Annotated in this window: 19 protein-coding genes; 11 read left to right on the top strand and 8 right to left on the bottom strand. The window is 68.9% G+C overall.

The annotated features are described in order from the left end of the window. Positions 1 to 8 precede the first annotated feature (8 nt). Positions 9 to 776: an SDR family NAD(P)-dependent oxidoreductase gene (locus ACYVDN_RS12230; RefSeq protein WP_460571808.1), complete on the top strand. Its 768-nt coding sequence runs from the start codon at positions 9 to 11 to the stop codon at positions 774 to 776. Between the two features lie 64 nt (positions 777 to 840). Here ACYVDN_RS12230 and glgX read toward each other — a convergent pair whose 3' ends face one another. After that, complete coding sequence (gene glgX / locus ACYVDN_RS12235; protein ID WP_460571810.1) at positions 841 to 2,922, bottom strand: glycogen debranching protein; 2,082 nt, start codon at positions 2,920 to 2,922, stop codon at positions 841 to 843. A 111-nt stretch (positions 2,923 to 3,033) separates the two neighbouring features. Here glgX and ACYVDN_RS12240 point away from each other — a divergent pair, with 111 nt between their 5' ends. Continuing rightward, positions 3,034 to 3,267 carry a three-helix bundle dimerization domain-containing protein gene (locus ACYVDN_RS12240; RefSeq protein ID WP_460571813.1) on the top strand — a complete coding sequence of 78 codons (234 nt, stop codon included), beginning with the start codon at positions 3,034 to 3,036 and terminating at the stop codon, positions 3,265 to 3,267. A gap of 63 nt (positions 3,268 to 3,330) precedes the next feature. On the opposite strand, the gene ACYVDN_RS12245 is transcribed toward ACYVDN_RS12240, so the two are convergent. After that, a complete protein-coding gene (locus tag ACYVDN_RS12245) occupies positions 3,331 to 3,837 on the bottom strand; it encodes a DUF3151 domain-containing protein (protein WP_460571815.1) in 507 nt (168 codons plus the stop codon). 150 nt (positions 3,838 to 3,987) lie between these two features. On the opposite strand from ACYVDN_RS12245, the gene ACYVDN_RS12250 reads away from it, so the two are divergent. From ACYVDN_RS12250 to ACYVDN_RS12265, 4 genes are read left to right on the top strand one after another with little or no spacing between them, the layout of a single operon-like run. Then, positions 3,988 to 6,684 (top strand): DUF4062 domain-containing protein, encoded by a 2,697-nt coding sequence (locus tag ACYVDN_RS12250; RefSeq protein WP_460571817.1) that lies wholly within the window; start codon positions 3,988 to 3,990, stop codon positions 6,682 to 6,684. Positions 6,685 to 6,742: 58 nt separating this feature from the next. Continuing rightward, entirely contained in the window at positions 6,743 to 7,396 is a 654-nt protein-coding gene (locus ACYVDN_RS12255; RefSeq protein ID WP_460571819.1) for a TetR/AcrR family transcriptional regulator, read from the top strand. Beyond that, entirely contained in the window at positions 7,393 to 8,199 is an 807-nt protein-coding gene (locus tag ACYVDN_RS12260) for a hypothetical protein (protein WP_460571821.1), read from the top strand. Before ACYVDN_RS12255 ends, ACYVDN_RS12260 begins: the two co-directional genes overlap by 4 nt. Beyond that, a complete protein-coding gene (locus ACYVDN_RS12265) occupies positions 8,196 to 10,136 on the top strand; it encodes a YhgE/Pip family protein (protein WP_460571823.1) in 1,941 nt (646 codons plus the stop codon). The genes ACYVDN_RS12260 and ACYVDN_RS12265 overlap by 4 nt, the downstream gene beginning before the upstream one ends. A gap of 122 nt (positions 10,137 to 10,258) precedes the next feature. On the opposite strand, the gene ACYVDN_RS12270 is transcribed toward ACYVDN_RS12265, so the two are convergent. Beyond that, on the bottom strand, positions 10,259 to 10,879 hold the full coding sequence (locus tag ACYVDN_RS12270) for a hypothetical protein (protein WP_460571825.1): 621 nt from the start codon (positions 10,877 to 10,879) through the stop codon (positions 10,259 to 10,261). 424 nt (positions 10,880 to 11,303) lie between these two features. Between ACYVDN_RS12270 and ACYVDN_RS12275 the strand changes: the two genes are divergently transcribed. Together ACYVDN_RS12275 and ACYVDN_RS12280 are read left to right on the top strand one after the other, a co-directional pair. After that, positions 11,304 to 12,083, top strand: a complete 780-nt coding sequence (locus ACYVDN_RS12275; protein WP_460571827.1) for an SDR family NAD(P)-dependent oxidoreductase — start codon at positions 11,304 to 11,306, stop codon at positions 12,081 to 12,083. A 163-nt stretch (positions 12,084 to 12,246) separates the two neighbouring features. Further along, a complete protein-coding gene (locus tag ACYVDN_RS12280) occupies positions 12,247 to 13,134 on the top strand; it encodes a metallophosphoesterase family protein (RefSeq protein WP_460571829.1) in 888 nt (295 codons plus the stop codon). Positions 13,135 to 13,158: 24 nt separating this feature from the next. On the opposite strand, the gene ACYVDN_RS12285 is transcribed toward ACYVDN_RS12280, so the two are convergent. The 3 genes from ACYVDN_RS12285 to ACYVDN_RS12295 form a co-directional block, all read right to left on the bottom strand. Continuing rightward, the gene (locus ACYVDN_RS12285; RefSeq protein WP_460571831.1) at positions 13,159 to 13,491 is read right to left on the bottom strand and encodes an SdpI family protein; all 333 of its coding nucleotides are present in this window, start codon (positions 13,489 to 13,491) and stop codon (positions 13,159 to 13,161) included. Positions 13,492 to 13,631: 140 nt separating this feature from the next. Beyond that, positions 13,632 to 14,312 (bottom strand): RNA methyltransferase, encoded by a 681-nt coding sequence (locus tag ACYVDN_RS12290; protein ID WP_460571833.1) that lies wholly within the window; start codon positions 14,310 to 14,312, stop codon positions 13,632 to 13,634. A 71-nt stretch (positions 14,313 to 14,383) separates the two neighbouring features. Beyond that, positions 14,384 to 14,650 carry a hypothetical protein gene (locus ACYVDN_RS12295; protein ID WP_460571835.1) on the bottom strand — a complete coding sequence of 89 codons (267 nt, stop codon included), beginning with the start codon at positions 14,648 to 14,650 and terminating at the stop codon, positions 14,384 to 14,386. 227 nt (positions 14,651 to 14,877) lie between these two features. On the opposite strand from ACYVDN_RS12295, the gene ACYVDN_RS12300 reads away from it, so the two are divergent. Next, a complete protein-coding gene (locus ACYVDN_RS12300; protein ID WP_460571837.1) occupies positions 14,878 to 15,678 on the top strand; it encodes an HAD-IIA family hydrolase in 801 nt (266 codons plus the stop codon). Between the two features lie 109 nt (positions 15,679 to 15,787). After that, positions 15,788 to 16,813 carry a hypothetical protein gene (locus ACYVDN_RS12305; protein ID WP_460571839.1) on the top strand — a complete coding sequence of 342 codons (1,026 nt, stop codon included), beginning with the start codon at positions 15,788 to 15,790 and terminating at the stop codon, positions 16,811 to 16,813. Here the strand turns inward: ACYVDN_RS12305 and ACYVDN_RS12310 are convergent. Beyond that, positions 16,760 to 19,273: a septum formation family protein gene (locus ACYVDN_RS12310; protein WP_460571841.1), complete on the bottom strand. Its 2,514-nt coding sequence runs from the start codon at positions 19,271 to 19,273 to the stop codon at positions 16,760 to 16,762. The two genes, ACYVDN_RS12305 and ACYVDN_RS12310, sit on opposite strands and share 54 nt — an antisense overlap. Further along, complete coding sequence (gene pyrE / locus ACYVDN_RS12315; RefSeq protein ID WP_460571843.1) at positions 19,273 to 19,821, bottom strand: orotate phosphoribosyltransferase; 549 nt, start codon at positions 19,819 to 19,821, stop codon at positions 19,273 to 19,275. The genes ACYVDN_RS12310 and pyrE overlap by 1 nt, the downstream gene beginning before the upstream one ends. A gap of 78 nt (positions 19,822 to 19,899) precedes the next feature. Between pyrE and ACYVDN_RS12320 the strand changes: the two genes are divergently transcribed. Beyond that, positions 19,900 to 21,777, top strand: a complete 1,878-nt coding sequence (locus ACYVDN_RS12320) for a DUF2207 domain-containing protein (protein ID WP_460571845.1) — start codon at positions 19,900 to 19,902, stop codon at positions 21,775 to 21,777. Positions 21,778 to 21,790: the final 13 nt, after the last annotated feature.

Genomic DNA, 21,790 nt, shown 5'->3' on the forward strand with positions numbered 1-21,790 from the left:
GCAGCACCATGAACCTCGACGGAAAAGTCGCGATCGTGACGGGCGGCAACAGCGGGATCGGCAAGGCCATCGTGCTGGAGCTCGCCGCCCAGGGCGCATCGGTCGTCATCGACTACGTCACCCACCCGGAGGCCGCAGACGAGCTCGAGCAGCAGCTCGTCGCTCTCGGCGACAAGGTGGCGACGGTCGAGGCCGACGTCAGCAAGGTCGCAGACCTTCAGAAGCTCGTCGACACTGCGGTGTCGACGTTCGGCCGCCTCGACATCATGGTCAACAACGCCGGTGTCGAGACACGCACCGACGTTCTGACGACGACCGAAGAGCAGTACGACTTCGTGCTCGACGTCAACCTCAAGAGCGCGTTCTTCGGCACGCAGATCGCTGCGAAGCAGATGATCGCGCAGGGCGACGGCGGGTGCATCCTCAACGTCAGCTCCGTGCACGAGGACTGGCCGATGCCGGGCAACACGGCGTACTGCCTGTCGAAGGGCGGCGCTCGCATGCTCGCCCGCACGGCAGGTCAGGAGCTCGGCCCGCACGGTGTGCGCATCGTCAACGTCGGACCGGGTGCCGTCGCGACCCCCATCAACACCTCGACGATGGCCGACCCCGAGAAGATGAAGACGCTCGACGCCGCCATCCCGCTCGGGCGCATGGCTCAGCCCGAGGAGATCGCGAAGGTGATCGCGTTCCTCGCCTCGGACGGCGGCTCCTACCTCAACGCCACGACGGTCTTCGTCGACGGCGGCCTGATGCACTCGAGCCCCGGCCTGTAGGTCGCTGCCCTCGCTGGTTGAGGAGAGCGCGAAGCGACGCAGCGGTGCTCCTCAACCAGCGGTATCAGCTCAGGGCGACCAGCATCAGGGATCGAGGCCCGACCGTGATGGTGCCCGACGCGGCCGTGCCCGCGCGCTTCGGGTCGAAGCTGTCCGACTCCACTTTGACTTCGTCGGCCCACGGCAGCGCGAAGTCGAGCGGCTCCCACCAGGCGTTCACGAGCAGCGCCAGGTCGTCATCGACCAGGGGTGCGCCCGTATCGTCGTGATCCGGGTCGATGCCGCCGGACAGCACGAGCGCGACACTCTTCGCCGAGGTGTCCGACCAGTCGCCATCCGTCATCGGGTCGCCGCCGGGGGTGAACCAGCGCACGGCATCCGGGTGGTCGGGGTATCGCGTGCGCCGCAGCACGGGATGACCGTGTCTGAGTCGTACGAGCTGCGCGGTGAACGCGTGCAGGTCGTCGTCCACGTTGGTCCAGTCCCACCAGGTGACGGAGTTGTCGAGGCAGTACGCGTTGTTGTTGCCGCCCTGCGTCCGTCCGATGTCGTCGCCGCCGAGCAGGAGCGGCACCCCGCGCGACAGCAGGAGCGTCGAGAGGATGGCGCGCCGCTGGCTCGCACGAAGCGCGAGGATCTCCGGGTCGGAGGTCGGCCCCTCTACGCCACTGTTCCAGGATCGGTTGTCGTCCGTGCCGTCCCTGTTGCCTTCGCCGTTCGCCTCGTTGTGCTTGCGGTCGTACGAGACGAGGTCGGCCAGCGTGAACCCGTCGTGCACGGTGACGAGGTTGACGGAGGCATCCGGTCCGCGACGGTGGCGCGTGTAGAGGTCGGGCGAACCCGTGAGGCGCTGGGCGAGGTCGGGGAGCATGCCCTCGTGACTGCGCCAGAAGTCGCGCACCGTGTCGCGGAAGCGGCCGTTCCACTCGCTCCAGCCCGCAGGGAAGCGGCCGAGATCGTAGCTGTCGCCTTGCCCGACATCCCACGGCTCGGCGATCAGGATGACCTGTGCGAGCACCGGGTCCTGCGCGACGAGGTCGAAGAACGCGGCGACCGACGAGAATGAGCCATCAGCACGTGCGAGGCTCGGAGCGAGGTCGAAGCGGAAGCCGTCGACCCCCATCTCGGTCACCCAGTACCGCAGCGAGTCCATCACGAGGCGCAGCGTGATCGGGTCACCGACGTTGAGCGAGTTGCCGCAGCCCGTCGTGTCGACATAGCTACTCAGGTCGGAGGGTGAGAGCCGATAGTAGTGCTCGTTGGCGATGCCGCGGAAGCAGATCGTCGGGCCGTCGGCGCCTGCCTCTGCCGTGTGGTTGTAGACGACGTCGAGGATGACCGAGAGCCCTGCTCCGTGCAGCGCCGCGACCATATCGCGGAACTCGGCCACCTGGCCGCCTAGCGTACCCTGTCGCACCGCCGACGAGTAGGCGGCGTGCGGGGCGAAGTACCCGACTGTGTTGTATCCCCAGTAGTTCGTGAGGCCCTCCGCGACGAGGAACGCCTCTGGAACGCTGTGGTGCACCGGCAGCAGCTCGACCGCTGTGACGCCGAGCGCGGTGAGGTGGGCGATGGCCGCTGGGTGTGCGAGCCCTGCGTACGTGCCGCGAATGTCTTCCGGAATGTCGGGGTGGGTGGCAGTGAAGCCCTTCACGTGTACCTCGTAGATGACCGAGTCCGCGAGGGAGCGGCGTTGCGGGGCATCCACCGCGTCGTCCACAGGCTCCGGATCGGCCACCAGGATGCTGCGCGGCATCACCGACGCCGAATCGGCAGAGTCGGGCTTGCTCGGGTCGCTCGCGTCGTGCCCGTATGCCGCGGCGGTGAACGTGACCTCGCCGTCGATCGCGCGGGCGTACGGATCGAGCAGCAGTTTGGCCGGATTGAACCGCTTGCCCCGCGCGGGATCCCAGTCGCCGTGCACGCGGTAGCCGTAGCGCTGCCCCGGCTCGATGCCGGTGACGAGACCGTGCCAGATGCCTGCCTCGCAGACCGGCAGCTCGACGCGTGTCTCGTTGCCTTCCGGATCGAAGAGGCACAGCTCGACGCCTGTGGCGTCTGGCGCGGCGATCGCGAAGTTCACGCTTCCACGCATGACGCGGGCACCGAGCGGATAAGGACGACCTGGACGAATCGTGACCTGCACGGGTTCAGGCTATCGACGGGGTGGGGCGTGCGGCAGGGCCAGGCGAGCGTTCGGCCGTCTCGCACGAAAAATTCATTGACATCGCACCATGCGAGTGCGGAGACTGTGCCCATGTCTGAGGACGGCGCCGAAGACGACGCGGAGCGGAAGGCTATCGACGACGTCGCCGATCGCTTGATCGCGAAGCATCCCGAGGTCAATCAGGCGTTCATCCGTGAGCTCGTCGCCCGGGAGTACGAGCAACTTCGCAATGCCAAGCTGCGCGAGCACATCCCCGTTCTCGTCGAGCATGCGGTGAAGCAGAGCCTGCGGTCGGAGAAGGCGAAGCAGGGCGACCTGCTGTGACTCTTCCGCCGATCGAATGGCGCAACCTCCGCTGGTCGAGTAGCGGGGTGCGTCCCGGAGCGCTCAGTCCTCGCCGCGGATGACGATCGTCTCGGTCGGTGGCGCCGGGTTGTGCACCGGGATGGGTGCGGTGCGCGACGCCTCGATCTCGGCAGCGGCCGTGGGGTCGGCGTCGTTGAGGAACTCGGTGAGGCGCTCGACCTCGTCGGTCTCGCCGATCGCCGCAGCCCCTCTGCGCAGGGCGTAGAGCGAGCGCAGGACGCCCCGATTCGGCTCGTGCGACCACGGGATCGAGCCGCGACCCTTCCACCCGGCGGCACGCAGGGCGTCGAGCCCGCGGTGATAGCCGACCCGCGCGTACGCGTAGGACTCGAGAGGCGAGTCGGGGTCGAACGTCGCGTCGGAGAGCTTCGCCCATGCGAGGCTGGACCGCGGATACCGGGCCACGACCAGCTTCAGAACGCTCGGCTCCCCGCCGGCGTCGAGAAGCTCGATGACCGTGTTCCGCTCGACGTCAAGGCGGATCTCTGGCTGATGCTCAGGCTCGGGAAGCAGGCTTTCGGCGGTCATTCCGTCATCGTATCGCCGGGGCCGCCGGTCGCTCTGAGACCTCCCGTCACACTGCTGGATGGAATCACAGGCTCGGGACGCACTGCCCGGTCTCGCACCCGGCGCAACCAACCCTTTGTCTGAGAGATTCTCAGGGTCTCATAATGGAGCATGGCAACGGTGCGAGGGGCCATCCGCACGCCCGATCAACGGCTGCGGGTGTTCGTGAGCTCGACTCTCCGCGAGCTGGAGCCAGAGCGCAAGGCCGTTCGCACGGCAATCAAGCGCCTGCGGCTCGCGCCCGTGATGTTCGAGCTCGGCGCCAGACCCCATCCACCTCGTTCGCTGTATCGCGCGTACCTCGACCAGAGCGACGTGTTCGTCGGCATCTACTGGGAGAGCTACGGCTGGGTCGCGCCAGGCGAGGAGGTCTCAGGGCTCGAGGACGAGTACAACCTCGCCGACCCGCGCATGCCCAAGCTCATCTACATCAAGGCATCCGATCGGCGCGACGAGCGGCTGAAGCACCTGATCGACCGCATCCGCAGCGACGACAACGCCTCCTACATCTCGTTCTCCACGGACCGACAGCTCGCCGAGCTGCTGTCATCCGATCTGGCGACGCTCCTCGCGGAGCGCTTCGACGACAGCCGCGACGCGAGTCCCGCGGCCGCGGCATCCCGAGGCATCGCGCACGACGTCTCCGACGTGCCGCCCGCGGTGCCGACTACTGCACCGCCCGCGACGCCGACCGAACCTCCACCGCTGAGCGCAGCCCGGCCGATTCCGCAGGCAGTCTCCCCACTGATCGGGCGCGACCGCGAGGTCGCGGAGGTCGCCGCTCTGCTGCGTGAGGGCCCGCACCGGGTGATCACCCTCGTCGGTCCGGGAGGGGTCGGCAAGAGCCGACTCGCGCTTGAGGTGCTCGACCGGGCGAGGTACGACTTCGCCGACGGCGCCTATTTCGTGCCGCTCGAGAACGTGCTGGAGCCCAGGCTGCTGCTGCCGACCATCGCCTACACGCTCGGCGTGCGCGACACCGGCGAGGTATCGCTCGAAGACCGCCTCGGCATCGCGCTCGCAGGGAAGCGGGTGCTGATCGCGCTCGACAACTTCGAGCAGATCGTCGAGGCCGGTCCGACCCTGGTGAGGCTGTACGCCATTGCGCCAGACGCACAGTTCCTCGTGACGAGCCGCACGGTGCTCAGGGTGCGCGGTGAGCGCGTCTACGACGTCGAGGGGCTCAGCGTCGTGGAGGGTCGAGCCAGCCTCGACGACGCACGGATGTCGGGTGCCGTGCAGCTCTTCACGGCGCGGGCATCCGCAGTACGTCCCGACTTCACTCTCGACGAGTCGAACGCCGACACCGTCTCTCGCATCTGCGGGACGCTGCAGGGCCTTCCGCTCGCGATCGAGCTCGCCGCCGCGCGCATGCGTGTGCTCACGCCGCAGGGCATGCTCGAGCGACTGGACAAGACGCTCCCGCTGCTGGTCGGAGCGCCTCGCGACCTGCCCGAGCGTCAGCGCACTCTGCGCAGCACGATCGAGTGGAGCGCGAACCTGCTCGGCGAGCGGGAACGCGCGCTGATGTTCGACCTCGCAGTGTTCTCACTGCAGTTCTCACTCGAGGCGGTCGAGGCACTCGGGACGGAGCGGCAGTGGGGCGGCACGGAGATCGAAGGGCTCGACATCCTCGTCGACAACTCACTGGTCAGGCAGCACGAGGTCGAGGGGCATCCCTCGTATTCGATGCTCGTCACCGTGCGGGAGTACGCCCTCGAGCAGCTCAGGGCGACCGGTCAGGAGGCCGAGGTGCGCAGCGCGCATGCCAGGTACTACCTGCGGCTCGCGAAACAGCTCGGGCCGGAGCTCAAGGGTGCAGGACAGGTGGATGCCCTCGCCAGGCTCGAGCGCGAACGGTCCAACCTGCGAACAGCGGTGCGCCACCTCGTCTACACGGGAGAGGATGACAGCGCCACGGCCTTCGCGTGGAACCTGCTCGTCTTCTGGTGGATCGGCGGGTTCTTCGGCGAGGTGCGCATCTGGATGCAGGAGCTGCTCGACTCGGACGACGAGATCTCGGAGCGGGCGGCGGCCATCGCCCGGTTCTACGTGCTGTGGATGGGCATGTGGCAGGGGCCGACACAGGAGGTGGCCGACGGGCTGGACGAGGTTCGTGCCGTGTTCGAGTCGCTCGGCGACGACGACGGCACGGCGGTCGTGCTCGGCACCGTGGCGATGACGCGAGCACAGATCCCCGGTTCAGATCGCGCCCGGGCCCGCGCGGAGCTGACGAGGGCGATCGAGATCTTCCAGCGGCTCGGGGATGGCTGGGGCGAAGCCGTCGCCTGGGTCACCATGGGCCGCATCGACATGGTCGAGGGCGACAACGACGCGGCGCTCGAGCACTATCAGCACGGTGCCGAGGTATCGCGGCGCACCCACGACGCCTTCGCGATCACGATCACCGAGCACCATGTCGCCCGCCTGCTGCTGTTCCAGGGCCGGCTCGACGAGGCCGAGCCGGCCTTCGTCGACGCCGCCTACGTCTCCGCCACCCTCGGGCACCTGGAGGGTGCCGCGTACGGCATCGAGGGGCTCTGTGCGATCGCGGCCGTTCGAGGGCAGGCTGAGAGGGCGGGCATCCTGGCCGGCGCAGCACAGGAGATGCGGCAGAAGTCGGGCATGTACGACACCCCGCTGTTCGTTTATCACCAGAGATACCTCGAGCCGCTGCGCACGGCGTTCCCCGACCTGATGCGCGACGCCGAGGAGCGCGGCAGGCGGATGCGGGCATCTGACGTCATGCGGCTCGCGCTTCCGCCGGAGAAGCAGGAGGCAGCCGCTGCGGCGCTGATCGGCAAGTAAAGCTGGGAGATCGCCAGATTATTTTGCACACATGTGTGCAACTTAGTATGCTGGGGACATGCCACCGACCATCCAGCAGCCGCGCGCCCGCGCGCCCCGCAAGGACGCGGCAGAGAATCGTGCGGCACTCATCGCCGCGGCCGTCCGCGTGCTCGATCGAGACGTCGACGGCTCACTGGAGACGATAGCCGCAGAAGCGGGGCTGACCCGACGCGCGGTCTACGGACACTTCGCCACGCGCGACGACCTCGTGCGCGAGGTGCTCACGCTCGGGGCGGCGCGGATGGCGGCATCCATCCTTCCCATCGAGCATGCAGACCCCCGCGTCGAGATCGCCCTCTACGGAGCGACGCTGTGGCGCGAGGTGCAGCACGCGAGCGTCACCGCGGAGTTCGCGGTGCGCGGCCCGCACGTGGCACTCGTCGCCGAGGCGCTCGAACCCGCGAGGGCCAAGCTGCGGGCGACCGTGCGGCGTGGGGTGGACGAGGCCGTGCTGCGCGGCGACATCGCCCCCGACCGGCTCGCGCGGCTGATCGAGCGCGTGGCGCTCGATGTGCTGGCAGAGGCCACGCACGACGGGTTGGATGACCGCGCAGGACACACTCTGGTGATGGTCGCGGCGCTGAGCGTCGCAGGACTCGGCTGGCGCGAGGCGGACGAGCTGATCGCCGGCACCCCGGAGCTGGCGTACGAGGAGGCATCCGACCGATGAGGATCACCCTGAGCGGCGTTTCCAAGCGCCCCGCACTCGACTCGGTGTCGCTCACGTACGGCACCGGCGAGGCTGTGCTGGCTCGCGCGGAGACGGAGCAACGGCCGAGCGTGCTGGGCCTGATCGCGTCGGGCCGCATGAAGCCGGGAGCAGGAACGGTCACGATCGACGGCAGCGAGGATGCCGGCGTCATCCGTCGCTCCATCGCCCTGGTCGACGCCCCGGACGTGTGCGACCCCGCGCCGAACGTGACGGTCGCCGGCGTCACCTCCGAGGAGCTGATGTTCGCCGGTCGGCCCTCCGGGCCCGCCGCGACAAAGCGCATGCTGGCCTCGCTCGGCGTCGCCGCCCACGCGCGCGACGCGATCGGGCAGGTGCCGCCGACCGTGCGCATCCGGCTGCTCGTCGAGCTCGCGCTGCTGCGCGACGGCGTCCGCGGCGTGGTGATCACCGCGCCGGACAGGCACGGCGGCGACCCGAACGCCTGGTGGCGCATCGCCCTCGATGTGGCGTCGCGCGGCTTTGCGGTGCTGGTCATCGCCGGGGACGCCTCCGCGGCCGCGATCGCCGCGAACTCGCTCGTCGAGCGCCTCGAGACGTCGTGGGACGATGCCACTCCCGACGCCGACCCGACGCGCGACGACTCCGACGTGTCGTTCCTCGACCTCCCCGACGTGATCACGCGGCCCGTGCCGGTCATCCGCACCGCCTCCGAGCAAAGCGACTCCGCCGCTCTCGGGTCGGCTGACACGACCGCTCCCGAATCCGCTGGCCCGACCGCTCCCGAATCGAGTGCCGAATGAAAGTCCCCCAGATGATCGCGGCCGAGCTGCGCCGCCTCACCGCCAGCCGCATGGCCTCGATCGCGCTGATCGCGCTGATGTGCGTGCCCGTCATCTACGGCGCCCTCTACCTCTGGGCGAACCAGAACCCGTACGGCAAGCTCGACCAGATTCCCGCGGCGATCGTCGTCGCGGACGAGGGCACAACGACGAGCGGCACCGGCGCGACCGCGACGACAGCCAGCGACACGACCGGCGGCGACACCGCGGTGAACTACGGCAAGAAGGTCGCGAACCGTCTCGTGGATGACGGCACCTTCGACTGGCACATCGTCTCGGCATCCGCCGCGGCCAAGGGCCTCGACGACCAACGGTACGACTTCGCCATCACGTTCCCCGCCGACTTCTCGCAGCAGCTCGCGAGCGCCTCGACGGATGACCCGCAGCGCGCCACCGTCACTCTCACGACCAACGACACCAACAGTTACCTTGCCTCGACCATCGGGCAGCAGGCCGCCCAGACGATCCGCACCTCCATCGTGCAGGAGGTCAACCAGGAGGCGGCGAGCCGCTTCCTGGTGGCCCTGTCGGACATCCGCTCCCGCCTGTCCACCGCGGCGGATGCCGCCGGCAAGCTGCTGGATGGCACGCAGACCGCCCAGAGCGGCGCGGCGACCCTTGCGGACGGCACCTCGCAGCTGGCCACCGGGTCCGCCACTCTCCGTGACGGCCTGAACACCATGGCGTCGCAGACGGCGTCGCTTCCCTCGCAGACCGCCCAGCTCGCGTCGGGCGCCCAACAGGTCGCCGACGGCAACCAGCAGCTGGCCGGCGTGGCGGACCAGGCCGGCTCGCTGGCGCAGCAGGCAGCGGATGCGGTGCCCTCTGTTCGCGCACAGATCATCGACGAGATGAACGCCCACGGCATCGACCAGGCGACGCAGCAGCAGATCCTCGCCCAGCTCGACGCTCTCGGCACGAAGGTCACCGACGGCAACGCGCAGGTGCAGAGTGCCGTCGGTCAGATCAACCAGCTGTCGAACGGGTCGGAACAGGTGGCGGCCGGGGCGTCGCAGCTCGCCGCATCTGCTCCGGCGCTGGCGAACGGCGTTCAGCAGGCGGCGAGTGGGGCATCCCAGCTGGCCGACGGCTCGGCCAAGGCGGCTGCCGGCGCCGCTTCACTCCATGAAGGCCTCGGCACGCTCGCCGACGGCACGTCCAAGCTCCAGAGCGGGCTCGATGACGGCGTGAAGCAGATTCCCGCCAGCACGGCCGAGCAGCGCGCGGCGCAGGCGAAGACCATCGCGGACCCGGTGAAGCTCGACAATTCCAAGGTCACGAACGCAGGAACATACGGCGCAGGGCTCGCCCCGTTCTTCATGGCGCTGTCGGCATGGATCGGCATCTACGCGCTGTTCCTCATCGTGAAGCCGGTATCGCGGCGTGCGATCACGGCGCTGCGCTCACCGTTCCGCATCACGTTGGCGGGATGGCTCACGCCGGCACTTCTCGGCGTGGTGCAGATGATCGGGCTGTATGCGATCGTCGCGGGTGCCCTGCGATTCGGGGTGAGCAACCCGGTGGGCACGTTCGGCATCATGGCGCTCGCGTCGGTGACGTTCGCGGCGGTCATCCTCGCCCTCAACGTCTGGCTGGGCAGCGTCGGACAGTTCCTCGGCCTCGTGCTGATGGTGTTGCAGCTCGTCACCGCGGGCGGCACGTTCCCGTGGCAGACGCTGCCAGGCCCGCTCGCCGTACTGCACCATGGGCTACCGATGTCGTATGCCGTCGACGGCATACGACAGACGATGTACGGCGGAAGCTCGTCGCTGGCGTGGGGAGACGCGGGGTTCCTGGCCGTGTGGCTGGTGATCTCACTGGCGGTGACGGCGGTCGGGGTCATCCGGATGACCCACCGACGCACCCTGCGCGACCTGCAGCCCAGCCTGATCGGCTGAGCCACCCCTGCCGTCACCCCTCCCGCTGGTTGAGGGGCACGCCAACGGCGAGCGTCTCGAAACCTCCCGCTGGTTGAGGAGCACGCCGACGGCGAGCGTCTCGAAACCCCTCTTCCGCTGCGTCAGGCGGCGCCCTTGTCGAAGTCGGCAACGACCTCGTGCGGCTGGGCGCCGATCTTGACGTGCACCTTCGAGCCCGGATACAGCAACGGGAGCGCCTCGGGCGGCACGGCCGATGCGGACTGCGTTTGGTACGGCTGCGGGGCGCCGTCGACGACCGTCCACGTGAAGGCGTGCATCGGATGCCCGAGGTAGTTCATGTACCCGAGCGGCGTGAAGGCGACGATCACGGCGGTGCCGTCGCGTCCGGTCTCGCGGATGTAGGCCGCCGTCCCAGGCCCGGTCGACTGCGCGAGGCGCACCTCGGGGAGCGGCGCGCCCACGGCGATGGCGACCCGCTGAGCATTGTTCGGGTCGACCCGCACGGCCACGGTCGACGCTGCGATCTGGGCGAGGTAGACCTCAGGGAGACGCTGTCGCGCTGCGGCCGCATAGGGGACCGCCCCGTTCAGCATCACCATGAGCTGAAGGTCGCAGGTGCGCTCCACGAGTCCGCCGGCGATCTGCACGGTGCCGCCCGACGGCACCAGGCTCGTGATGCGCGCGACCCCGGGGATCCCGTTGTTCATCAGCTCGGAGTCGGTCCCCCCGAACGCCTCGTTGATCTTGCTGAAGAAACCCATCCGACACCCCACCGTCTCGCACCCGATTCCGCCGCCCAGGCTATCGCCGGGCCCCCTCCCGTGTCGCCGCATCAGCAGGCGAGCGTCGTCCGCGCACCGCACGACACCGCACCCCAGGACTCCCGCCACCCGCCGCCGACCGCCGGCCACCGGCCACCGGCCACCGGCCACCTGCCGCCAGCCACCTGCCACCTGCCACCCGACGCCCGACACCTGCCACCCCAACCAGCTCCCGCGGATGACTCGCTGGGCCGGCGACACCGTGCATCCCACTCCTGCATCCATCGCCTCCCACCGACTTCAGCCGCCAGCTCCATCGTTTCGTATGCAGAAAACGCTCTTCGCGCCGAGCGGAACAGCGTTTTCTGCACACGAAACGGCTTCCGGCGGTCGCGATGGCGGATGCCCGCGCTAGCGTGTGCGCATGAGATTCGACGACAGAGTGGCCGTCGTGTGCGGTGGTGCCAACGGGATCGGCTGGGCGACGGTCGAGCGACTGCTCGACGAGGGTGCGCGGGTGGCCATCCTCGACCTCGAGCCCGAGACCGCGACTCGGCGGCTCGCGGAGCGAGGAGTCGACGTCGAAGCGCCTGATGCGCGTGCGGCAGTCTTCGCGTGCGATGTGCTCGATACGTCCTCCGTGGATTCCGCGGTCGGCGGCGCCCTGGAGCGCTTCGGCCGCATCGACGCGCTGGCGTGCGTGGCCGGCGGTGAGCACGTCACCGAGGACGACCTCGATGACGGGCACTGGGACGACATCGTCAACTGGAATCTGCAGGGGCCGGTGCGGGTCATCCGTGCCTGCAGAGCCGCGCTCGTCGAGAGTCGCGGTTCGATCGTGATCGTGAGCTCGGTGAACGGCATCGCCGCGTGGGGTGAGCCTGCGTACAGCGCTGCGAAGGCCGGCCTGACACTCCTGGCCAAGAACCTCGCCGTCTCGCTCGGGCCCTACGGCGTGCGTGCGAACGTGGTCGCGCCCGGCACCGTGCGCACCCGCACCTGGGATTGGCAGGACGACCCGGATCGTCTTGCGGTGCTGTATCCGCTCGGCCGGATCGGGGAGCCGGCCGACATCGCTTCCGCGATCGCGTTCCTGGCATCCGATGACGCATCGTGGATCACCGGCGTCACCCTCCCTGTGGACGGCGGCGGCCTCGCCGGCCCCCGCACGGTCTTCGAGCACGTACTGGGCGGCCACCGCTAGCTGGTGCACCCACCACCCACCCGCCCAAGACCCGTTTCACAGTCAAAAAACGCGCACGTTCGCCCGGCAATTCGCATCTTGTGACTGTGAAACGGGGTCTCGAAGCGGGCGCGGGGTTCGGGCTCGGTTTCCTCTGAGCTCAGTCGCCGATATCGTGGCCCGCGTGACGGCATCCCATGACCGGAGCGGCGCGCTCCGCATTCTGCACATCAGCGACACGCACCTCTACGGCGACGGAACGCTGCACTACGGCATCGTCGACACCACGGCGGCATTCGACCGGGTGCTCGCGCAGGCATCCGAGATCGAGGGGATCGACCTCGTCGTGCTGTCGGGCGACCTCAGTGACGACGGCACCGCTGAGTCCTACCTGCGACTCCGCGATCGGATCGCACCGTGGGCCGCCGAGCGCGGCGCCGAGGTGGTCTACGCGATGGGCAATCACGATCTGCCGGATGCCTTCGGCGAGGTGCTCGGCGAGCGTCGACGCGTGCTCGAACTCGGCGGCTACCGCATCGTCACCCTCGACTCGTCGGTGCCTGGCGCGGCATACGGCTCGATCTCAGCGGAACAGCTGGCGTGGCTGGCCGAGGTGCTCGCCGAGCCGGCAGAGCTCGGCACGGTCGTGGTGCTTCACCACCCGCCGACCCGTGCCGTGACTCCGCTGCTGCGCCTGCTCGAGCTGGACGACCCGCACGCGCTGCTGAACGTGCTGGAGGGATCCGATGCGCGGATCGTGCTCAGCGGGCACTACCACCACTCGCTCGTGACGCTCGAGCGGGGCATCCCGGTCGTTGTGGCGCCGGGCGTCACCAACACGTCGGATGTCACAGCGCCATCCGACATGGAACGGGCAACGATCGGCGCGGGGTTCGCGCTGATCGATCTGCCGGCCTCTGGCGCGCCGAAGGTGTCGATCGTGTCGGCGCCGAGCGAGCGAGACGGCGAGCTGGTGTTCGAGCTGGATGCCGCGGGCATCCAGCGCATCGCCGAGGCGTTCGGCGCACCCGTTCCGCCGCCTGTCGCAACCGAGGCTCCCGCGACGGAGTAACCGACAGCGGAGTATCGGCCTCGGTTACGACGAGACGCTCTCCGCCGCGCGGATGCCGACGACGGCGCCGATGATCACGCCGACCAGCACCCCGCCCGCGGCCACGGCGAACCAGACGTTCGCCAACGTCGGCACCGCGATGACGAGAACGCTCCCGATGATGCCGACGACGGCCCCGCAGATGCAGGGCAGCACAGCGGCACGATGACCCGCCTTCCAGGTCTCGTCCGAGACGAAGAACGCCGGCATGCGGATGCCGATGTACGGGTTACGGGGAATGCGCCCGGATGCGCACAACGGGATCAACACCACGATCGCGACCGACAGGATTCCCACGATGACGGCTCCGATGATCACGTGAGCACGCTACACCGCACCCCATCCGCTCGTCTATTTCTCCGTCCCTCCGCCCGGCGCACTCGCAAGTCGTCGCCAGTTGTTGCGGGATGGCCACCCACGAATCCACCACAAGTGGCGACCACTTGGTGGTGGTGGGCTCACTCGCCACCCGCGACGCCCGCGTGCTGCACGATCCAGGCGTGCATCGCAATCGCGGCCGCGGCCGACGCGTTGATCGACCGGGTCGAGCCGAACTGGGCGATCTCGACCACGGCATCCGCCGCCGCGATCGCTTCCTCAGAGAGACCCGGGCCCTCCTGTCCGAACAGCAGGACGCAACGCTCCGGCAGGGAGAAGGTCTCGATCAGCACGCTGCCCGGGACGTTGTCGACGGCGATGATGGGCATCCGTTCATCGCGGGCCCACGCGACGAGCTCTGCCACCGTGTCGTGATGCACCACGTGCTGGTAGCGGTCGGTGACCATGGCGCCGCGCTTGTTCCAGCGGCGACGCCCCACGATGTGCACCGCCTCGGCGAGGAACGCGTTGGCGCTTCGCACGATCGACCCGATGTTCATATCGTGCTGCCAGTTCTCGATGGCGACATGGAAGGGATGCCTGTGGGCATCCAGCTCCGCGACGATCGCCTCCATGCGCCAATACCTGAACCCGTCGACGACGTTGCGGGTATCGCCGTTCGCCAGCAGCTCGGGGTCGTAGCGGTCGTCGCTCGGCCACGCGTGAGGTCCGCCGGGCCAGGGCCCGACACCGTGCGTCGACTGCTCGGTCGACTGCTCCGGAGTGGAAGCCGGATCGGGAGCGGGTTCGGCGTGCGGCACGGGGTTCAGCCTAGACACGTCGCAAGGGAGCGCCCGCCGTCATCCTGCGAGCCACGGCTCGGCGGCACGGCCTAGTGCTGGCCGAAAACCTTCCTTGCGAGGTTGGCCACCTCGGCGTCGAGAAGGTCGAGTCGCCTTGCCATCTCGGTTCGCAGTGAACTGATCTCGGCGCCCATTCCGTCGACCCTGGTCGTGACCGCCGCGATCTCGAACCGGATCGCTCGCAGCTCGGCGGCGAGCGTGCGGTTCAACATCGTCATGATCACTGTCAGGAACGCTGCGAATCCCGCGACCAGCACCCCGATGATGGTCCAGGTCTGTGCGTCGTTCAGTGTCATCACCTCCTCAGCATCCCATGCGGTGTTTCGCCAGGCTAGGGCGCCGCCGGTCCACGTCAGCCTGCGGTCGCGGTAGCACGTGAACAACGTTCGGATCAGCAGAGTGGGGAGGAACAGCCGCGGCGGCCGAGAACGTCGCGGCGCGAACGCTCAGCGGTCATCAATCGCCCCGAAACCTGACCGATCCTCCGCGCCGTTACCCTGGGACGACACGACGAAGGGCGAACATGGCGAACCGCGACGAGATCGAGTGCTGGCTCACCGACATGGACGGCGTGCTCGTCCACGAGAACGAGGCGCTGCCCGGCGCAGCACAGCTCATCGACCAGTGGCGAGACACCGGCACCCCGTTTCTGGTTCTCACCAACAACTCGATCTTCACCCCGCGCGATCTCGCGGCCCGGTTGCGCGCCTCCGGACTCGACGTGCCCGAGGAGTCGATCTGGACATCCGCCCTCGCGACCGCGTCGTTCTGCAAGTCGCAGATCCCCGGCGGCAGCGCGTTCGTCATCGGTGAGGCCGGCATCACGACGGCGCTGCACGAAGCGGGGTTCATCCTCACCGAGACCAACCCCGACTACGTCGTGGTCGGCGAGACCCGCAACTACTCGTTCGAGGCGATCACCAAGGCAATCCGCCTGATCGTGGGCGGCGCGCGCTTCATCGTGACGAATCCGGATGCCACAGGACCGAGCGCCGACGGGCCGCTCCCCGCCACCGGCGCGATCGCCGCGCTCATCACGAGGGCGACCGGTCGCGAGCCCTACGTGGTCGGCAAGCCCAACCCGATGATGTTCCGCTCGGCGATGAACAAGATCGGCGCCCACTCCGAGAACACCGGGATGATCGGCGACCGCATGGACACCGACATCGTCGCCGGAATCGAAGCCGGGCTCCACACCGTGCTCGTGCTGACCGGCATCAGCGACAAGGCCGAGATCGAGAAGTACCCCTTCAGGCCCGACGAGGTTCTCGACGGCGTGTACCAACTGGTCTCGTCCGACCCCGTGGAGTCCGACTCCTTTTAGCCACACGGCACGCAGTGACGAATGTCACGGGGTGCGCGTTACGGATGCCGTGACGCGTTCGTGACGGATGCCGCATGGTCGGCGGGCTCGCCTGCGTCAACCTGGCCGCATGAAGACGTTCCTGCGCACACTGTCGCTGGCGGTCGCATCCGCCGTCACTGCCGAGTTCCTGCTCGGTGATCAATACCTCGGCGGCATGGCGCCCGCCTCGCAGCAGATCCCCCAGCTGATCCTGTTCACCGCGTTCTACGGCTCGGCAGCGGTGCTGATCCGCGAGCTCGGCAGGCGGGCCGGAGTCGGATGGCCGGGCATCCTGACGCTCGCCCTCGCCTTCGGGGTGCTCGAGGAGGGCATCGCGACGCAGTCGCTGTTCAACCCGGACTACGTGGGGCAACATCTGCTCGCGTACGGATACATCCCGTTGCTTGGCACGGGCGGACCGTGGTTGATCCTCGTGCTCACGCTGCACGTCGTGTGGAGCATCGGATCGCCGATCGCCGTGATGGAGGGCGCATTCGGAGAGCAGCCCTGGGTGCGCCACGCCGGTTGGCTCGCCGTTCCCGCGGTGCTCTACGTGCTCGGCGGGGCCGCCATCTTCGTCGTGTCGTGGTGGTCAGGCGGGTTCATGGCGAGCGGATGGCAGCTGGGGGTCAGCGCGCTGGTCGCACTCGCGCTCGTCATCCTGACCTTCACGGTTCTTCGAGGGCGCGCGTCGACCGAGCAGCAGCGCCCGCGCGCGGGCTTCGTGGTCTCACTCGTCGCCGGACTCGTACTGAGCGCCGCGTTCCAGCTGGCATTCGACCTGCTGCAAACGCTGTCGCCGTGGGTCACGGTCGCCGCGATGATCGTGGTGCTCGGCGCGGGCATCCTGTTCGCATTCCGCGCCCGGCCGGATGCCCTCGGCTTCGCCTCAGGCGCGATCCTGACGTACTGCGGTGTCGGCATCCTGCTTCACGCGATCCCCACCGGCCCGGCGGCGGTCGTCGAACAGGTCGTGATCGTGCTCATCACCCTCGGAGTGCTCGCGGTGATCTGCGTACGCCGCCTGCGCGAGCGTGCCGCCTCATCGCGCGACGAGTCGCTACTGCTGCGGACCTGGCCCGGCAAGGCTGCCCGTGATCGGTTGGCCAGATGAGAGGTTCACGAAGCAGTAGTAGGAGCGCTGCCCGGCGTTCCACTGCTCGGCGGTGACGGGATAGGCGCCCTGGATCTGCGCGTCGGTGTACTGAGCGGCCGCGTCGAGGTTCAGGATGCCCGGCCTCGAGCACAGCACGTTGATCTGCGACGCGAGCTGATCGGCGCCGGGGAACGCCGCCTTGGGATCGGTGGAGAACACCCCGGTATAGACCATCTGGGCCGCGTGCGGGGTGGCGCAGTCGACGACGGTGAAGGTGTTGGCCCACGGCGTGGTGAACGGCTGCAGGCATTCGCCGCCACGCAGGGCATCCCAAGGATGCTCGCCAGGCGCCACTGGGCCCGTCGCCGCGACGGTCGGGGTGGGAGTCGGCGTCGGGGTGGGAGTCGGCTTGGCGGTCGTCGCCGAAGGGGTGGGGGTCGGAGAGGGAGCCGGACTCGACACGGCGCGCCCCACGATGAACATCGCGATGATCAGGAGAACGAGCAGGATCGCTCCCGCGACGATCAGCATGATCCGTTGCGCTCGGGGGGAGGGGCCGCCCTCGTCGATGTCGCTTCCCCCGGGGCCGCCAGAGCCTCCGGATCCCGACCCGCCGGAGCCAGTGGTACCCCGGATACCCGGAGCGGCTGACTGCGACTGCGCCTCACGCGCGGCACGGCGTCCGCCCGCCCGACGTCGGTACGCGGTGCCGGCGCCTACCGCCGAGCCGGATCCCACGGCGGCGGCGGCGGTCGCAGCGCCGGCGGAGGCGGCGTCCGATCCGTCGTCGACTGCGGCATCCGGCTCGGCGTCGTCGTCATCCTGAGGAAAGTCGAATGCTGCCGCTTCGCCCGCCGAGGTGCCCGGCACGTTCGTCGCAGCGGACATGGCGGCGAATGCTGCGAAGATGTCGGACTGCGGCCGCTCGTCGATCAGTGGCGCCGTCTGGTCGGCCGCTGCTGGTGGTGCGTCGGACGAGGCGGGTTCGCCGTTCGAGACCGCTTGCCCGTCGGGCGTTGCCGCGCCTTCGATGGGCGAGCCGGGCGGGAGCTCGCTCGGGTTGGACGTGGGATGTGCTGCCGCGTCGTCCACGACCGGCGTCGGCTCGGACAATGCCTGATGGTCGGCGACATCGCCGAAGAGCGACCACGACGAGGGCGGAGGCGGCGGTTCGACCGGGACGACGGGTTCGGGAGGAACGACGGGCACGGCAGGAACGACAGGCGCGAAGGGAAGGGCGGATTCCGCCGGAAGAACGGGTTCCGCGGGAGGCTCCACGATCGGCGGGATCGCGGATTCGGCCGGGGCTGGTGGCGCCGGCGGAATGAACGCAGCAGACGCCGGCGACGGGAACATCGTCGTCTGCGAATCCTGCTCCGGCTCCTGTCGAGCGTCCGGCTCCTGGCGGGTCTCAGGCTCAGGCTCGGGCTCCGGTTCGAGTTCCGGCACGGGCCGGGACTGGCTCGGCATCTCCCACGGGAATCGGTACCCGACCGGATCCGTCACGTCGGTCGGCCGCGGAGGCTCGAAGGTGGGCGGTTCAGCGTCGACCGGGTCGGGCAGCGACGGATCGGCGGGCTGCAGCCACGGCAGCGACACCGTGGGCAGCGGCTGGTTCACGGGCGGCTCGTGCGGTGACGACGGTGCCGCCGTCGTCGGACCGGGCTCGACCGGTGATACCGGGTTCGGTTCGACCGGTGAGGCAGGGTTCGGCTCCGCTGGTGCGGGCGGATTCGGTTCGGCCGGAGTCGGCGTTGAGACCACCGGCGTCGCCGACGGGACGACTGGCGGCGCCGGCTCGGCGGGAGCCGCGGGTTCTGGTGCCACCGGCTCAGGCGCCGCGGGCGGCGTCTCCACAGCGGTCTCCTTGAAGGCGACCGGCACATAAGGCGCGAGTGGAACGGTCGGCGGCACCAGACCACGCGTCCTCGGCGGGTTCGTCGCCGCAGGCTCAGCCTGCTCGTCGTGCTCCTTGGCCCCGTGTACGAGCGGATCCGGCTCGTCGTTCGGCGTCAGACCCCAGAAGAACGCTCGGCCGGTCTCACCGGGAATCGACGTCGACGGGCCACGCGGCTCCGGCTCGGGCCGGGGCCGCACGGGCATGTGCAGTTCGGGGATGTCGAAGGTCGGTTCCGCAGCGGGCGGCGTGAAAGGAACGGTGGGCGGCGGGGTGACCGGAGCAGCAGGCGTCGGCGGCGGCACCGCCGTGGTGGGCGCCACGGCCGGGGTGGGCGGCACCGCAGGAGCGGGCGGCACCGCAGGGGCGGCGCGCGAAGGCACGACGGGGTCGGCCGGAGTCGCATCGTCCGCGGGGGTCGCCGGGGCGTCATCCCCCGACTCGACTACGGGAGGATGCTCACCGCGCCTGGGGGGGCGTGCGGCAGCGTCATCCGCGTCGGAATCGTCGTCGAGGCCCCCGAACAACGAGGAGATGTCGTCGTCGGATCCGTCGTTTCCGTTGCCGAAGCCCGCTGTCACTACGCCAGGCCCAGGTCTTCCAGTCCGATGGCCGCGTAGTACGGGTAGCCGGCCTCTTCGATGACCTCACGCGCTCCCGTGTTGCGATCGACGACAACGGCGACGGCCGCGATCTCGGCGCCGACCTTCTTCAGCGCCTCGACCGCCTTCAGCGGAGACCCGCCCGTCGTCGAGGTGTCTTCGAGCACGATCACGCGCTTTCCGGCCAGCTCGGGACCCTCGACCTGCTTTCCACGGCCGTGGTCCTTCGGCTCCTTGCGCACGACGAAGGCGTCATAGGCGAGCCCGCGGGCGGCACCCTGGTGCAGCACGGCCGCCGCGATGGGGTCGGCGCCCATGGTCATCCCGCCGACGGCGTCCACGTCGGGGATATCGACGATGAGGTCGAGCATGATCTGTCCGATCAGGGGAGCGACCCTGTGGTCGAGGCTCACCTTGCGCAGGTCGACGTAGAAGGAGGCCTTCTTGCCGCTGGTGAGGGTGAAGTCACCGTGGAAGACGGCGTCGGCCTTGATGTAGTCGATGAGCTGCTGGCGCGTGTCGGTCACAAGCAACAAGACTACTGACCCGTTCTGTCCACTTCCTCTGTCGCGAGTGCAGGAGATCACCCCGGCTAGCCTGGGCTCATGCGCCTTCGCCACGCATCCGCCGCTCTGCTTCTCGCCGTCGCCGCCCTCGGCGCTGCCGGCTCAGCCCCCGCGATGGCGCAGGCTCACGCCCCGACATCGACAACGACATGGCCCGCCGTGAGCGTCTTCGCAGATGACCCGGTGACATCCCTCACCATCGATCGCTTCGACGGTGTCTACGACCTGTACCGCGACTCGAACAAGGCGTCGAGCATGAAGGTCACCGAGACGATCAGCGTGCGGTTCCCCGACGCCGATGTGAACCACGGCATCGAGCGGGCCATCCCGACGTACAACGACGACATCGCGCTGCACCCCCACGTGACGAGCATCACCGACGGTGCGGGTGTCGCTCAGCCGTACGCAACGGTCGATTCCAGCGATGCCGGTTACGGCGACGACATGCTCGTGCTGCGCATCGGCGACAAGAACACCTACGTGCACGGCGCGAAGACCTACGTGCTGCACTACACCCTCGACAACGTGGTGCGGCACTTCTCCGACACCGGTGACGCCGAGCTCTACTGGGACATCAACGGAACCGGATGGGACACGTCGATCGGCGACACCTCGGCGCGCATCCGTCTGCACGACGCCATCTCGAGCGATCTGACCGGGCAGATGGCGTGCTATCCATCGGCGTCGGAGCCGTCCGCGTCTGCGCAGCCGTGCACCATCAGCCGCGACGGCGACACCATCGTCTCCTCGGTACAGCAGCTCAACCCGTACTACTCCCTGACCGTCGCCATCGGGTTCGACAACAGCGCCTTCGCGGAGCCGCAGCATGCGAGCCAGGCGTGGCAGTGGACGGTCATCCCGTGGCTGCTCTTCCTCCCCCTGCTCGGGCTGCTGGCCTGGGTCATCTATCTGCGCACCGGACCGTATCGGGATGCCAAGGGTCGCGGCATCATCGTGGCCGAGTACGACGCCCCGCCAGGCGTCTGGCCGATGCTCGCCGCAGACTTCTTGCGCAGGGGCAGCACCGCGTTCTCCGCGGAGCTCGTCGGGCTCGCGGTGCGCAAGTACATCACCATCTCGGAGAAGCAGGATGCCCCTGCCAGCTCCCGATACTCGGTCACACTTCAGAACACGGAGTGGTCCGGGCTCGACACGTCCGAGAAGAAGCTTCTCGGCGCTCTGTTCCCGAAGCCCGCAGTCGGCCACAACCGGGTGCTTGATCAGACCGATCGGACTCTGGGCGACGCGATAGCCGCACAGCGGTCATCCGCTCCCGCTCGCGTCACGGAGCTCGGACTGCGCGCCAAGCCGAAGGTGCGGGCGAACCGATGGATGTTCCCGCTCGCGTTCCTGCTCATCGTGGTGTCGATCGGGCATCTCATCCTCGCCGCGATGAACAAGGCAGGCGTGTGGTGGGTGGTCGTGCCGGATCTCGCGGTGGCGATCGGGACATTCGTGCTCCTGTTCCTGATGGCGCCCCGCGCCCGCGTCACCGACCAGGGAGCGGAGGTGCGAGATCACCTCAAGGGCCTGCGCGTGTACATCGAGCTCGCGGAGGCCGACCGCCTGAAGTTCCTGCAGTCGCCCCAGACCGCCGAGCGCATCGACGTTCAGGACTCGACAGCGGTGGTCAAGCTCTACGAGAAGGTGCTGCCGTACGCGATGGTGCTCGGCGTCTCCGAGCAGTGGGTGAAGGTGCTGCAGGACCGCTACGCCACCACCGGCGAGCAGTCGCCCGGCTGGTACGACGGGTCGGCGCCGTTCATCGGCCTCGCCTACCTGTCGACAGCGGTCTCCAGCTCGAGCTTCGCCACCACGCCATCGTCGAGCAGCGGAAGCTCGAGCTCGTTCGGCGGCTCGGGCGGCGGCGGCTTCTCCGGGGGCGGCGGTGGAGGCGGCGGGGGCGGCGGCTGGTAGGGCGCGCCGGACC

The sequence above is a fragment of the Humibacter soli genome, assembly GCF_054779035.1.